This is a genomic window from Providencia sp. PROV076, from assembly GCF_028483405.1.
In the GTDB taxonomy this organism is placed as follows: Bacteria; Pseudomonadota; Gammaproteobacteria; order Enterobacterales; family Enterobacteriaceae; genus Providencia; species Providencia huaxiensis.
Window position 1 is genome coordinate 1 of sequence record NZ_JAMPRR010000035.1, and the last position, 13,961, is coordinate 13,961.

Consider the following 13,961-nt stretch of genomic DNA (forward strand, 5'->3'; position numbering starts at 1 on the left):
GCATTCCACAGCAAAACCCCCACTTATACCGACTTATGCACCAAGTTATCCACAGCATGAAAATAATTTAAAAATTACCGCGCATTACGCAAACGTTTGCGTTACAATTGGCTCGAAATTTCAGCATTGATTTTGTTTTTATGTTCTGAAATTGTTAGTGACTTATATATTGTTATAGGGAAAGCGGGCTAATTCCGCTTGGCTTTCATCAATAGATATAATAGGTATATAAGAAAAGCTCTTTGAGTTTTTACTGACTGATATTCGTTATTGCCTTATTTATTCAAATCCAAGGGATCTATCTCATGCAACTGCTTCGTCCTATTCGTCGTGCCCTGCTTAGTGTGTCTGATAAAACAGGGGTTGTTGAATTCGCTAAGGCGTTATCTCAACGTGGTGTTGAGCTTCTATCTACTGGCGGTACTGCAAAGTTACTTGCTGAGTCAGGATTAAACGTAACTGAAGTTTCAGATTACACAGGGTTTCCTGAAATGATGGATGGCCGAGTGAAAACATTGCACCCGAAAGTGCATGGCGGAATTTTAGGACGTCGCGGTACAGATGATGCCATCATGCAACAACATGACATCGCGCCTATCGATATGGTTGTTGTTAATCTATATCCATTTGCCCAAACCGTGGCAAAACCAAATTGCACCCTTGAAGATGCTGTAGAGAATATTGATATCGGAGGCCCAACCATGGTGCGCTCCGCGGCTAAAAATCATAAAGATGTCGCAATTGTGGTAAATAGTAATGACTATCAAACCATCATTGATGAGATGGATAATCACGAAAACTCGCTAAATTGGTCGACTCGGTTTGACCTCGCAATAAAAGCTTTCGAGCACACTGCGGCTTATGACAGCATGATTGCGAATTACTTTGGTGAATTAGTTGCCCCTTATTATGGCGATACAACTCAGCCTTCCGGCCGCTTTCCTCGCACCTTGAATTTAAACTTTATAAAAAAACAAGATATGCGTTATGGAGAAAACAGCCATCAAGATGCGGCTTTTTATATAGAAGAAAGCCCAAAAGAAGCTTCTATTGCAACTGCACAGCAGATCCAAGGTAAAGCCCTGTCTTATAATAATATCGCTGATACCGATGCAGCTCTTGAATGTGTTAAATCATTCGAAGAACCTGCTTGTGTAATTGTCAAACATGCAAACCCTTGTGGTGTCGCTATCGGTGATTCTATTCATACAGCTTATGATAACGCATTCAAAACTGACCCAACCTCTGCTTTTGGTGGCATTATCGCTTTTAACCGTCAATTAGATAAAGAGACCGCTCAAGCGATTATTGAACGCCAGTTTGTGGAAGTCATTATTGCGCCTTCTGTTGCTAAAGATGCATTGCCTATTCTTGAGACTAAACAAAACGTCCGCGTACTTGAATGTGGCGAATGGAGCAAACCCGTTGCAGGTTTAGACTTTAAACGCGTGAATGGCGGTTTATTAGTGCAAGACCGTGACTTAGGAATGGTTGAAAAAGAAGAACTTCGCGTTGTAACTAAGCGCCAACCAACTGAACGCGAGCTAAAAGATGCGTTATTCTGCTGGAAAGTCGCGAAATTTGTAAAATCCAATGCAATCGTTTATGCCAAAAATGATATGACTATCGGTATTGGCGCAGGGCAAATGAGCCGTGTGTATTCTGCAAAAATTGCAGGTATTAAAGCCGCAGATGAAGGTTTAGAAGTCGCTGGCTGTGCGATGGCCTCAGATGCCTTTTTCCCATTCCGCGATGGTATTGATGCCGCGGCAGCTGTTGGCGTAACTTGTGTTATCCAACCTGGCGGTTCTATTCGCGATGATGAAGTGATTGCAGCCGCAAATGAACATGGTATTGCCATGCTTTTCACTAATATGCGTCATTTCCGTCACTAATTATTAGGAGCCTAGTCATGAATATTTTAATTATTGGTGGTGGTGGTCGTGAACATGCATTGGCATGGAAAGCTGCGCAATCACCTTTAGCGGAAAAAGTCTATGTTGCCCCAGGTAATGCAGGAACAGCATTAGAACCTACACTCGAAAACGTGAATATTTCGGCAACTGATATTGATGGGCTGCTCCAATTTGCTAAAGAAAAACAAATTGATTTAACAATTGTAGGCCCTGAAGCACCATTAGTTATTGGTGTTGTTGATGCATTTAAGGCTGCCGGTTTAACTATTTTTGGCCCAACCCAAGGTGCTGCACAGCTTGAGGGTTCAAAAGCATTTACCAAAGATTTTTTAGCTCGTCACAATATTCCAACTGCCGCTTATGAAAATTTTACTGAGATAGAGCCCGCTTTGGCTTACTTAGATAAAGTCGGTGCGCCTATTGTGATTAAGGCTGACGGCCTTGCCGCGGGGAAAGGCGTTATCGTTGCCATGACCTTACAAGAAGCAAAAGAAGCTGTTCACGATATGTTAGCGGGAAATGCCTTTGGCGATGCAGGGCATCGTATCGTTATTGAAGAGTTTCTCGATGGTGAAGAGGCGAGTTTCATCGTTATGGTAGATGGTGAAAATGTCATTCCAATGGCGACTAGCCAAGACCATAAACGTGTCGGTGATGGTGATACTGGTCTAAATACAGGTGGAATGGGTGCTTACTCTCCCGCCCCTGTCGTGACCGATGAAATACACCAGCGCGTGATGGAACAAGTCATTTACCCTACAGTTAAAGGCATGGACCAAGAAGGAAACCGCTATCAAGGCTTCTTATATGCAGGTTTAATGATTGATAAAGCAGGTAACCCAAAGGTTATCGAATTCAACTGCCGTTTTGGCGACCCTGAAACTCAACCTATTATGATGCGCTTGCAATCGGACTTAGTCGCTTTATGTTTAGCCGGTGCGAAAGGTGAGCTGGCAGGTAAAGATTCATTATGGGATGAGCGCCCTGCTCTAGGGGTAGTTATTGCCGCGGGTGGTTACCCAGGTGATTACCGCAATGGCGATGTGATTTCAGGTTTACCAACCACTGAAGCCACTGATAGCAAGGTTTTCCACGCAGGCACTCGCTTGAAAAATGGTGATGTAGTCACTGCCGGTGGGCGTGTGTTGTGTGTCACTGCGTTAGGCGATGATATCGCTAAAGCGCAAACCAAAGCTTATGAAGTGGCAAAAACCATTCACTGGGATGATAACTTTTACCGCAACGACATCGGCTACCGTGCTATCGCTCGTATAAAATAATACAAAGTACTAAACCATTCCCTAAGCTGATAAGAGGAAACTTTTATCAGCTTTTTTATTGTTGTTTGTACTATCAAACAAGCACTCTAAGGATTTCTGTTCGCAGCTAGACGACAAGGTGACTAGGCTAAGTCACCGCGGCCAACAATGCTGAAGGTCGAAAGGCTACGAGTTGACGAGCAAAAATATCGGCTCTAAGTATTTCAATTCAGAGCTAGGCGGCAAACGAAGATATCTTAGGGAGCATACATAAGTATGTGACCTAAGTAGCTGAGAGCAGCCAACAACGTTATGGATTGAAAGACGACGAGCGGTGGGTCGAAAGACGACGAGCGGTGGGTCGAAAGACGACGAGCGGTGATATTACAACGAATCTTTAGAAGGCTGCCAGCGGCAAAAATCGGTATCCGCCACCATCAAAAGCTGATTCCCCTCTGAAGACTCCAACCACGCTAAATTTAACTGGGAATGCCACACTTTCGCACGGCTCTGTAACCAATTTTCAGCATAGGGCTCGAAGGTTACTTCTCGCACATCACCTTCACAAGTCGTCACTTTGCCTTGTTGCCAACGTCCTTGGTAAAGTTTAACGCCTCCGACAATAAGGGCGGTGTTTGTCTCAAGTACTCGTTCAGCTTCAAAGCGCCAACGCGTGATGTCATCCGTTGAAAGTGGTGTTTTATGGCCATCTTGGGCACGCTGCATAAAAACAACGTCATTGTTTTTATCGAAGCGTAATTGTTCGGTGATATCACCATTTTTTTGGTTCAAGATTTGGCTGCGAATTTGCCAGAGTTTACCGGAGCGGTATTCGAAGAAATTAACGGAAGTGTCTGTGCCTTTATAGGGGCTATAAACCACCATTAAGACAAGAGGTTGGCTTTGTGCATTATTCAGCCGCCACATACGAATGACGCCATCATCAGCAATAAAACCACTTGCACTAAACTCAGGAAGTTTTGGTGCATTAGAAGAACAGGCGCTTAGCATTGAGATGGCTCCCAATACCAGCAACCCTTTTTGAATAAACAAAAGGGGGAGTTTTTTACCCCCTCTGGTAATTCGTCTGTACAATGTTCTTATTTTACAGCTTCTTTCAGTGCTTTACCGGCAGAGAAAGCAGGTACAGTTGTAGCAGGAATTTGGATTTCTGCTTTAGTTTGTGGGTTACGACCAGTACGTGCAGCACGATGGCTAACTTTAAAAGTACCGAAACCGACCAGTTGGACTTGCTCGCCTTTTTTAAGCGTTTCAGAAATAGCATTCAGAGTAGATTCTAATGCTGCTTTTGCCTGAACTTTGGTCAGGTCCGCTGATTCTGCGATAGCATCAACTAATTCAGTCTTATTCATAAATTATCCTTACACAGTGTGTTTATCGTTTGCAAAGCATCGAGTGCGTCGGATATGCCAAATTGACAGCCCCTGATACACGCCCCCGATAGCCACTTCTTCTCGCCCCTAAATGTAGACCAGAGTAGGGGCAAATGTGAAGTCTTAGTACTCAGCATTACTGCGTCAAGTCACGTTTTCGATAATGAAAATGCAAAAATCAGCTTAAAGTAATACCTATGTTGCTCACCCCCGCTTCGCGGAGGTCAGATTTTAATCCTTTAATTAACTCTAAGTCGCGCTCTTCACAAGCTGCCAGTAAGCGGAAAATGTCCCACTGGATATCCCACTCTTCTTCAACGGCCGGGATTTCTTTGAGTTCTTCTTCTGTCATTTCCCGCCCTGCTTGAGTCATTTCGAGCATGGCAACCGTACGAATGGATGCTTCGCTAACCAATATCGCGTGTTCGAGGGTTTCACCACTCAATTTCGAATGAATAATTTCACCCAATGCAATACAGGCATCAATAGCTGGATACACACCATACATATCAAAATCATCCGCTGATGGGATAATTTCTTCTAATTTTTCTAACTGACTGTCGAAATTGACTTTGCTATCTTTAATGACCAAAGTTTCCCAAACTAAATCAAGGATGGAACGATAAACTTTTGCATCGGCAAATTCAGTTTGCAGACAAAACATCTGAAAGTTGGGATACATTCTTTCACATAAGCTTGCCATGAAAGTTGTATGTTGCCAGCTTTCTAATTTTTCCAACCTCAAATGAATGGGATTTCTTAACATAATTTCTGACTCATCAATCTTAATACCTCGCAGTTTACCTGAAAATCTGTCAATGCCACATATTTTGCTGATAATTAGCTGATTTTCTCATTCATTCGCTTAAAAAACGTTCGATTTGATGCAATTCCGTCAGCAAAACGTGTTGGTTCAGGCAACCTATAACCCTTTAGACACTGCCTAACCCACTCTAAGGAAGATGAAAAACCGACTTTATGTCCCGGAGAAACATATAATGGTTTGCAGCGTTTTTTACTCCGCAGCACCCAACCAAGTTGATTTTCACCTGCCATTAACGGCTGAACACTTTCGGGTTCTTCACTTAACTCATCTGCATCACCACATAAACGGCTTTTTGCAACACCAATTGTGGCAACATTCGCTTGTAACCCAAAATGGCAGGCAACACCAAACCGCCGTGGGTGTGCAATCCCTTGTCCATCCACAAGCACTAATTCAGGTTTGTTTTGTATTTTTCCCCACGCAGCCATTAGTCCAGGCACTTCACGAAAAGAAAGTAACCCCGGTATATAAGGTAATTGCGTCGGTATTCGAGCTATTTGATACTCAACAAGTTCTAACTGTGGCCAAGATAGTACAGCCACCACAGCTCTCGTAATCTCACCTTGCTGTTCAAAGCCCACATCAGCCCCACCAATCAGTTTGAGGGGTGGAAATTCGTCATGCAAAATGATTTTTGAGGCTTGGCTAGTTTGTTCTGTTCGTAACTGTTGGGTATCTAAAACCATCATGCGTCCATTGCTTATGATATTTAATTATTCTTAATCATAGATGATAATGGTGTACTTACAAGATCCTATAAATACACCACAAATCAAGAAGATCAATAAACGATAATTATTGATGATATTGGCGGGATAAACGGTGAACAGCATCCACAAATGCACCTGCATGCTCCGGTGGAACATCCTGATGAATACCATGACCTAAATTGAATACGTGCCCTTCACCTTGGCCGAAGCCTGATAGAATATTTTGTACTTCTTCTTCTATTCGCGCAGGAGGTGCATACAACATGGATGGATCCATATTTCCTTGCAGGGCAACTTTATCACCAACACGACGACGAGCATCGGCAATTTCAGTCGTCCAATCAAGGCCTAATGCATCACAACCCGTTGCTGCCATTTCTTCTAACCACTGACCGCCACCTTTAGTAAATAAGGTGACAGGAACACGGCGACCATCATTTTCACGAATTAAGCCATCAATAATTTTATGCATATAATTCAGTGAAAACTGTAAATAATCACGCTTAGTTAATACCCCACCCCATGTATCAAAAATCATCACAGACTGCGCACCGGCACGAATTTGAGCATTCAAGTATAAAATGACGCTATCTGCCAATTTATCCAATAACAAATGCAATGAATTCGGGTCTTCGTACATCATCTTTTTGATTTTAGTGAAGGCTTTGCTGCTACCGCCTTCCACCATATAAGTCGCCAGTGTCCACGGGCTACCAGAGAAACCAATGAGTGGTACATTGCCTTCAAGGGCTTTACGAATGGCACGAACTGCGTCCATCACATAGCCAAGTTCCATTTCAGGATCAGGAATAGGGATATTTTTTACATCTGCTGCGCTCATAATAGGTTTATGAAAACGCGGACCTTCACCTGTTTCAAAATATAGCCCAAGCCCCATTGCATCAGGGATGGTAAGAATATCAGAAAATAAAATTGCAGCGTCTAATGGAAAACGACGTAATGGCTGCAATGTCACTTCACAAGCCAATTCGGTGTTTTTGCACAGAGCAATAAAATCACCAGCTTCCGCGCGAGTTGCTTTATATTCTGGCAGGTAACGCCCTGCTTGACGCATCATCCATACAGGGGTCACATCTACAGGCTGACGTAGCAAAGCACGTAGATAGCGGTCATTTTTTAACTCAGTCATTATTTACTCCATTATTATAAGTGGCCGCCGCAAATGGCTAAGAGCGAAGTTCATTATTGTATCATGTTAATGATAACAATATCAGCGCTGTGCTATTCCCCCGTTTCATACTCACTTTGACGGCACAATGCGACCGTATCTTCAATCAAACGCCTAGCTATTGTGTCTGCCGGTGGGATCAACGGTAAATCATCGTAATGATACCAATTTGCGCTCACCAGTTCCTTCGGGTCTACTTTAATATCACCACTCTCATAATCCGCGAGGAACCCCATCATTAAGGAATGAGGAAAAGGCCAAGGCTGTGAAGAAACATAGCGGATATTTTTCACTTTAATATGGCTCTCTTCCATGACTTCGCGCATGACTGCTTCTTCTAATGTTTCGCCAACCTCGACAAAACCAGCAAGTACCGTAAATAACGGATTTTGCGAATGGCGTCGGTGCTGAGCTAATAGAATATGGTCATCGCGGCGGATCCCCACGATAATGCAAGGGGCGATCTGCGGGTAATAGCGCTCATGACAATGGTCACACAAACACGCCCACTCTGTTTCACTGTGGCGCATCGCAGTACCACAATAACCACAATAACGGTGGGAACGATAGAATTCTGCTAATTGCACACCTCGCCCAGCAAGGCGAAATAAGCCTTCATCTTGCGCAGCAACAATACGGGGAGAAGCCATATCTGATGGCATTTTTTCGGCTATCAACCAGACGATTTCCCCTTGCCACTCACCAATGGGTGTTGCCGTTTTTCCTTCTAACAAATAGTCCTTTGCCATACCTCGAGGAATATCTCCATGAGGTAGCCACAAACGCCCGGAAAAACAGATAAACCACCAACCACTTTCTGTTCCTGATAATTTTAACTTATTCATTTTTCACGTCTTTTGTCAGTTTTTATTGTCGGTAAAATAAATCTATTAATGACACAATATACTTTTTTGACACAAAGTCATTCAAACGTTTGTTTCATTGTTTTTCTTTAGCAATTTTGACACTTTTTAGACGTTCCATTCCATAAAATGTCTAAAAACTGTCATAAAAGGATCAACTAACTGTCACGTCTTAAAATTAGGATGCTAAGTAACCAATACGGTTCACCGTTCTTCAAAAGTGAGAAAATAATGAAAACTATCGTTCCTGCGATTTTACTATCATTGACCGCATCCAGTGTGACATTAGCTGCTGATACTAATTTAACAGAGTTAATCAATGCAGCGAAAAAAGAAGGACAAGTTTACAGCGTTGGGATGCCTGATACTTGGGCGAACTGGAAAGGAACTTGGCAAGACTTAGCGACACAATATGGGTTGAAACATCAAGACACCGATATGAGCTCCGCCCAAGAAATTGCTAAATTTGCCGCAGAAAAAAATAATGCGACGGCAGATATTGGTGATGTCGGTGCCTCCTTTGGGCCTGTTGCCGTACAAAAAGGAGTGACGCAACCTTATAAACCAACAACTTGGTCACAAATTCCTGATTGGGCAAAAGACAAAGACGGTCATTGGGCTTTAGCCTATACGGGGTCTATCGCTTTTATGATAAATAATGATTTAGTAAAAGATGCACCGAAAAGCTGGGATGACCTACTAAAAGGGAAATATAAAGTCACCGTTGGGGATGTTGGGATCGCTGCACAAGCGAATAACGCTGTACTGGCAGCTGCATTTGCGCGTGGTGGGGATGAAAACAACCTAAAGCCTGCTATTGAATTTTTTGCTGAACTCGCCAAACAAAAACGCCTATCCGTTAATGACCCAACTGTCGCAAATATCGAAAAAGGTGAAGTCGAAGTTGGCATATTATGGGACTTTAACGCACTGAATTACCGTGATCAGATCAATCGCGATCGCTTTACGGTTGTGATCCCATCTGATGGCTCCGTGATTTCGGGTTACACCACTATTATCAACAAATTCGCCAAAAACCCTAACGCAGCGAAGTTAGCTCGTGAGTTTATTTTCAGTGATAAAGGGCAAATTAACCTTGCTGAAGGTTATGCACGGCCAATTCGTGCACAATATTTAACGTTACCTGATGATATTAAAGCCAAATTATTACCAGAAGAACAATATAAAAATGTTCAACCCATTAAAAATGCAGAAGGCTGGGAAAAATCATCTCGTAATCTCCCTAAAATGTGGCAACAGCAAGTTTTGATCCACCAGCAGTAATCAATGTATTGATTTTAGGAAAAATTAATGTCTGAAAAAGTCATACTTGTTGTCCTAGACGGTTTAAGTTATTCAGTAGCCCATCATTGCATGGGCTATCTCAACGGCTTAATCAAAGCCAACAGTGCAACACTTTACCAATTAGAGTGTGAGCTTCCTTCGATGTCTCGCCCTTTATATGAATGCATACTGACGGGGGTTCCCCCGGTCAAAAGTGGTATTGTAAATAACCAAATTGTCCGCCTTTCTCACTTTGAGAGTCTCTTTTCCCTTGCTCGTCAAGCTGAGAAAACAACTGCCGCCGCCGCTTATTATTGGGTGAGTGAACTGTATAACCGGGCTCCTTTTGTTGCCTTACGAGACCGCTTCACCCACGATGACTCACTCGCTATCCAACATGGCTGCTTTTATCAAGCAGACCATTACCCTGATGACCATTTATTTGTCGATGCGGAATATTTACGGACTCAATTTAACCCTGATTTTTTATTGATCCACCCTATGAATATAGACGACACAGGGCACAAGTTCGGTTTTGATTCACCCCAATATCGTAATACAGCACGCCATGCAGATATTATCCTGTCGAATTATATTCCTACATGGGTTGAGCAAGGCTATCAAATCATGATCGCGAGTGATCATGGTATGAATAATGATCGTAGCCATGGCGGAACACTCCCAGAAGAGTGTTTAGTACCATTGTTTGTGGTCGGTTCGCAGTTTTCTCATCAACCCTGCAATATTGAGCAGACAGCAATTTGCGGAACCATTTGTCGTTTACTCGGTGCCAACTCTCTCGATAAACCGGTTTGTGATGCGCTATTACGAGGAGATTTGTAATGGCTGATATTCCTGCCCCCTGTGAACAGACATACCAACAACAGGGAAAAATTGCCATGTTGAAAAAACGCTTTGCTCGTTTTCATTGGCGCGCTGCACTTCTACTTTTGCCATTCTTTGTGTTGTTTAGTTTATTCCAAATCGCCCCAATGATTTGGGTGCTCATTAATAGCTTTATCTACGAAGAAGCATGGTCATTAGGTAACTATCTTGAGGTATTCAATAATGATTTTTACTTGCAAGCGTTTGAAAATACCTTATGGCTTTCCATTATTTGTAGTGTGATTGGCTTATTTATTTCCAGTATCACGGCATTTTCCATTTATAAAATGCAAGGGAAAATTCGCCGAATAATGATCTCCTTCACCACCATGGCCAGTAATTTCAGCGGTGTTCCCCTTGCTTTCGCATTCATTATTATTTTGGGCTTCAATGGGGCGATTACCTTACAACTTAAATCATGGGGGATTATCGAAGATTTTAATATATACAGCGCCAGCGGCTTAATGCTGTTGTATGTGTATTTTCAGATCCCATTAGGTGTGTTGTTGCTCTACCCCGCCTTTGACGCACTAAAACCGGAGTGGGAAGACGCAGCGAAAACGATGGGTGCAAGTAAGCTGACCTATTGGTTAAAAGTCGCTATTCCAGTGCTTTCTCCTGCTTTACTTGGCACTTTTATTATCTTAATTGCTAATGCAATGGGCGCATACGCCAGTACTTATGCGTTAACGAGTGGTAATTACAACCTTGTGACTATCCGAATTGCCAGTTTAGTTTCTGGTGATTTGTTTCTCGAACCGAATATGGCTGCTGCGTTATCAATGCTACTTATCGCTATCTTAGCTTTTATCACTGCCATACATCATTGGTTAATCAAGCGGAGCTACCATGCAAAATAATAATGCGATTAGCCCAGCCATAACCAATGGCAATAAACCCTCTGGGTTATGGCTTCATAAGTTAGTACTAATCAGTGTTGCTAGCCTACTAGCGTTACCTATTATTGCCACATTTTTGTATTCCGTCGCCAGTTCTTGGGGAGCCACTGTGCTACCTGACGCCTTGTCCATCAAATGGTATCTACAATTATGGCAAGACCCGCGTTTTCTCATGGCGTTTGGTCGTTCATTGATTATTTGCTTTGGTACATTACTGGTTAGCACATTAATTATTTTACCGATGACGTTTGCAGTATTTTATCGGTTCCCCAAACTCAAAGGGGTAATGGATTTACTGATTATTTTACCCTTTGCGATCCCGCCTGTGGTCTCATCGGTGGGCTTGCTGCAAATATTTGCCGATGAACCATTCATGTTAGTTGGCACACCTTGGATCCTGATTGGTACCTATTTCACCATCACGTTACCTTTTATGTATCGTGCGCTTGCGAATAGCTTCCAAGGCATTAATTTACATGACTTAATGGATGCAGCACATTTACTCGGTGCCAGTACTTTCCAAGCCTTCATGATGATTGTGTTACCCAATATTCGCAAAGGTATGTTGGTTTCATTATTAATTTCATTTTCATTTTTAATGGGTGAATTTGTGTTTGCCAATATCCTTGTGGGAACACGCTATGAAACTTTGCAAATCTATCTTTTCAATATGCGACAAACCAGCGGACACTTCACTTCTGCCCTGGTGATGTCTTATTTTCTATTTACCTTATTGCTGACGTGGTTAGCAATGCGATTAAATCGTTCAGGAGATGAATGATGAGTTATGTTATTGCGGAAAATTTAGCCAAATCTTTTGGCACTAATCAGGTATTTGCTGATATTCAATTTACTATCGAAAAAGGTGAATTTATTACCCTACTAGGGCCAAGTGGTTGCGGAAAGTCTACCTTATTACGCTGTATTGCAGGGCTTGAACAACTTAATCATGGTGAACTTTATATTAATCGCCAGAATGTAACCTACCAAGCCGCGCAACAACGCGGAGTGGGTATGGTGTTCCAAAGTTATGCGTTATTTCCCAACATGACTGTGGTTGACAATATCGCGTTTGGTTTAAAAATGCGTAAAATTGATAGCCAAGCGAGATCTAAAGCAGTCGCTGAAGTGATTGAATTAGTTGAATTGCAAGGCAAAGAACAACAATTTCCTCATCAACTGTCAGGGGGACAGCGCCAACGCGTTGCGCTAGCAAGAGCATTGGTGATGAAACCGCAAATTTTGTTACTTGATGAGCCGCTTTCCGCTCTTGATGCACGCATTCGCAAGCACTTACGCCAGCAAATTCGCCAAATTCAACGTGAGTTAGGCTTAACCACAATTTTTGTTACTCATGATCAAGATGAAGCGATGATTATGTCTGATCGTATTTTTCTTATGAATAAAGGCCAGATCGTGCAAAGCGATACGGCAGAGAATATTTATACCCAACCGGCAACAGAGTTTGTCGCTCGGTTTATGGGGCACTACAACCTTGTTGATTCAGAAAAAGCCAATACAATGTTAGGCCTTAATTTACAAGGTACACTGGCTATCCGTCCTGAGTCTATATATGTCAAAGAAGCGGGGCGCCAATATGGTAGCCATATTTCTCACCCTGTTGATGCCGTGATATTGGACCATCAATTGCTCGGCAATATTATTCGTTATAGTGTGAATACCCCTGCAGGTGATATGACGGTGGATTTACTTAACCGCTCATCTGAGCGTTTATTTGAACCAGGTACTCACCTTCAACTTATGTTTAATAAAAATGAAATTCGCACACTTAGTTAATCAGTGAATAGGAATATAATGCAAAACCAACTGGCCATTTTTGACTTAGATGATACGTTAATTCAAGGTGATAGCAGCGTATTGTGGACACAATACCTGTGGGATAAACAAATCATCAGTAATCCGCAATTTGTGGAAGCGGATAAAGCCATGATGGCGCAATATAATGCAGGTACATTAGACATGCCAACTTACTTACGTTTTAACCTGCAGACTCTCGCCAATGTAAAAGCTGAGCAAGTAGATATCTGGTTGGATGATTTTGTACAAAGTGTGATTTTACCGCGGATCTACCCTGAAGCGATTAGAACGATCGCAAATTATCGAGCCAAAGGGATCCCAATTATTGTGATCTCCGCAACTGTTTCATTTATTGTGAAAAAAATTGCGGATCAACTGGGTGCAGATATCGCAATGGGGATCGATATCAAGCAACAAGATGGCTGCTACACCACAGAAATTGACGGTATCCCAACCTTTAAAGAAGGCAAAGTCAAACGCCTATTAGATTGGATCCGCCACCAGCCGATCACTGACGCCTATGTGTATTTCTACACCGACTCCGCTAACGATCTCCCAATGTGCCAATTTGCCGATGAAGTATTTATTATCAACGGCGACGAACGCCTAACACAAGCCGCACTCAAACACAATTGGCCACAACATACTTGGGGTTTGTAAGCCCAATTTTAATTTCAAACTTGGTTTTAATTTTGGTTTTAACTAACTAATCTTTTCAAAGGTTCCTCTAAATTATTCGTGCTAGAGGAAGGAGATAAATAGAATTATCCCAAGGAGCATACATAAGTATGTGACTTGGGTAGCCGAGAGCAGCCAACGCACCTATCACGCGAAGAATAACAAGGAAATAACCTAATTCCACTTTAATTTCCTCTTTCCTCTAAATTATTCAAGTGAGAAGAAGGCGGCAAGCGAGGA

General features: G+C 42.4%; 14 protein-coding genes. 8 read left to right on the forward strand and 6 right to left on the reverse strand.

Going from position 1 to position 13,961, the window contains the following annotated elements:
• The first annotated feature begins 305 nt into the window (after window positions 1-305).
• Window positions 306-1,895, forward strand: a complete 1,590-nt coding sequence (purH, locus tag PSF67_RS19080; protein ID WP_102140161.1) for a bifunctional phosphoribosylaminoimidazolecarboxamide formyltransferase/IMP cyclohydrolase — start codon at window positions 306-308, stop codon at window positions 1,893-1,895.
• A gap of 17 nt (window positions 1,896-1,912) precedes the next feature.
• Window positions 1,913-3,196, forward strand: a complete 1,284-nt coding sequence (gene purD, locus PSF67_RS19085) for a phosphoribosylamine--glycine ligase (protein ID WP_102140162.1) — start codon at window positions 1,913-1,915, stop codon at window positions 3,194-3,196.
• Between the two features lie 363 nt (window positions 3,197-3,559).
• Here purD and PSF67_RS19090 read toward each other — a convergent pair whose 3' ends face one another.
• The 6 genes from PSF67_RS19090 to nudC all read right to left on the reverse strand — a co-directional run bounded on the left by PSF67_RS19090 (window position 3,560) and on the right by nudC (window position 8,139).
• On the reverse strand, window positions 3,560-4,186 hold the full coding sequence (locus PSF67_RS19090; RefSeq protein WP_102140163.1) for a DUF1481 domain-containing protein: 627 nt from the start codon (window positions 4,184-4,186) through the stop codon (window positions 3,560-3,562).
• A gap of 89 nt (window positions 4,187-4,275) precedes the next feature.
• Window positions 4,276-4,548: an HU family DNA-binding protein gene (locus PSF67_RS19095; RefSeq protein ID WP_004264522.1), complete on the reverse strand. Its 273-nt coding sequence runs from the start codon at window positions 4,546-4,548 to the stop codon at window positions 4,276-4,278.
• Window positions 4,549-4,747: 199 nt separating this feature from the next.
• Window positions 4,748-5,335, reverse strand: a complete 588-nt coding sequence (locus PSF67_RS19100; RefSeq protein ID WP_102140164.1) for a YjaG family protein — start codon at window positions 5,333-5,335, stop codon at window positions 4,748-4,750.
• A gap of 74 nt (window positions 5,336-5,409) precedes the next feature.
• A complete protein-coding gene (nfi, locus tag PSF67_RS19105; protein WP_102140165.1) occupies window positions 5,410-6,081 on the reverse strand; it encodes a deoxyribonuclease V in 672 nt (223 codons plus the stop codon).
• A 109-nt stretch (window positions 6,082-6,190) separates the two neighbouring features.
• On the reverse strand, window positions 6,191-7,255 hold the full coding sequence (gene hemE / locus PSF67_RS19110) for a uroporphyrinogen decarboxylase (RefSeq protein WP_102140166.1): 1,065 nt from the start codon (window positions 7,253-7,255) through the stop codon (window positions 6,191-6,193).
• A gap of 92 nt (window positions 7,256-7,347) precedes the next feature.
• Window positions 7,348-8,139 carry an NAD(+) diphosphatase gene (gene nudC / locus PSF67_RS19115; RefSeq protein WP_102140167.1) on the reverse strand — a complete coding sequence of 264 codons (792 nt, stop codon included), beginning with the start codon at window positions 8,137-8,139 and terminating at the stop codon, window positions 7,348-7,350.
• Between the two features lie 249 nt (window positions 8,140-8,388).
• Here nudC and PSF67_RS19120 point away from each other — a divergent pair, with 249 nt between their 5' ends.
• The 6 genes from PSF67_RS19120 to PSF67_RS19145 are packed head-to-tail and all read left to right on the forward strand — an operon-like array spanning window position 8,389 to window position 13,703.
• A complete protein-coding gene (locus tag PSF67_RS19120; RefSeq protein WP_102140168.1) occupies window positions 8,389-9,441 on the forward strand; it encodes an ABC transporter substrate-binding protein in 1,053 nt (350 codons plus the stop codon).
• Between the two features lie 27 nt (window positions 9,442-9,468).
• Window positions 9,469-10,284: an alkaline phosphatase family protein gene (locus tag PSF67_RS19125; protein ID WP_272677487.1), complete on the forward strand. Its 816-nt coding sequence runs from the start codon at window positions 9,469-9,471 to the stop codon at window positions 10,282-10,284.
• Window positions 10,284-11,186: an ABC transporter permease gene (locus PSF67_RS19130; RefSeq protein WP_166268085.1), complete on the forward strand. Its 903-nt coding sequence runs from the start codon at window positions 10,284-10,286 to the stop codon at window positions 11,184-11,186. Before PSF67_RS19125 ends, PSF67_RS19130 begins: the two co-directional genes overlap by 1 nt.
• Window positions 11,176-12,006 carry an ABC transporter permease gene (locus PSF67_RS19135; protein ID WP_272677488.1) on the forward strand — a complete coding sequence of 277 codons (831 nt, stop codon included), beginning with the start codon at window positions 11,176-11,178 and terminating at the stop codon, window positions 12,004-12,006. Before PSF67_RS19130 ends, PSF67_RS19135 begins: the two co-directional genes overlap by 11 nt.
• On the forward strand, window positions 12,006-13,022 hold the full coding sequence (locus PSF67_RS19140) for an ABC transporter ATP-binding protein (protein ID WP_210848953.1): 1,017 nt from the start codon (window positions 12,006-12,008) through the stop codon (window positions 13,020-13,022). Before PSF67_RS19135 ends, PSF67_RS19140 begins: the two co-directional genes overlap by 1 nt.
• 18 nt (window positions 13,023-13,040) lie before the next feature.
• Window positions 13,041-13,703, forward strand: a complete 663-nt coding sequence (locus PSF67_RS19145) for an HAD family hydrolase (RefSeq protein ID WP_102140173.1) — start codon at window positions 13,041-13,043, stop codon at window positions 13,701-13,703.
• Window positions 13,704-13,961: the final 258 nt, after the last annotated feature.

What these genes read in the sequence shown, in the direction of transcription:
- PSF67_RS19090 (WP_102140163.1), bottom strand. Translation starts at nt 4,186, where the DNA reads ATGCTAAGCGCCTGTTCTTCTAATGCACCAAAACTTCCTGAGTTTAGT.
- PSF67_RS19095 (WP_004264522.1), bottom strand. Translation starts at nt 4,548, where the DNA reads ATGAATAAGACTGAATTAGTTGATGCTATCGCAGAATCAGCGGACCTG.
- PSF67_RS19125 (WP_272677487.1), top strand. Translation starts at nt 9,469, where the DNA reads ATGTCTGAAAAAGTCATACTTGTTGTCCTAGACGGTTTAAGTTATTCA.
- nfi (WP_102140165.1), bottom strand. Translation starts at nt 6,081, where the DNA reads ATGGTTTTAGATACCCAACAGTTACGAACAGAACAAACTAGCCAAGCC.
- PSF67_RS19120 (WP_102140168.1), top strand. Translation starts at nt 8,389, where the DNA reads ATGAAAACTATCGTTCCTGCGATTTTACTATCATTGACCGCATCCAGT.
- PSF67_RS19100 (WP_102140164.1), bottom strand. Translation starts at nt 5,335, where the DNA reads ATGTTAAGAAATCCCATTCATTTGAGGTTGGAAAAATTAGAAAGCTGG.
- PSF67_RS19130 (WP_166268085.1), top strand. Translation starts at nt 10,284, where the DNA reads ATGGCTGATATTCCTGCCCCCTGTGAACAGACATACCAACAACAGGGA.
- PSF67_RS19145 (WP_102140173.1), top strand. Translation starts at nt 13,041, where the DNA reads ATGCAAAACCAACTGGCCATTTTTGACTTAGATGATACGTTAATTCAA.
- PSF67_RS19135 (WP_272677488.1), top strand. Translation starts at nt 11,176, where the DNA reads ATGCAAAATAATAATGCGATTAGCCCAGCCATAACCAATGGCAATAAA.
- hemE (WP_102140166.1), bottom strand. Translation starts at nt 7,255, where the DNA reads ATGACTGAGTTAAAAAATGACCGCTATCTACGTGCTTTGCTACGTCAG.
- purD (WP_102140162.1), top strand. Translation starts at nt 1,913, where the DNA reads ATGAATATTTTAATTATTGGTGGTGGTGGTCGTGAACATGCATTGGCA.
- purH (WP_102140161.1), top strand. Translation starts at nt 306, where the DNA reads ATGCAACTGCTTCGTCCTATTCGTCGTGCCCTGCTTAGTGTGTCTGAT.
- nudC (WP_102140167.1), bottom strand. Translation starts at nt 8,139, where the DNA reads ATGAATAAGTTAAAATTATCAGGAACAGAAAGTGGTTGGTGGTTTATC.
- PSF67_RS19140 (WP_210848953.1), top strand. Translation starts at nt 12,006, where the DNA reads ATGAGTTATGTTATTGCGGAAAATTTAGCCAAATCTTTTGGCACTAAT.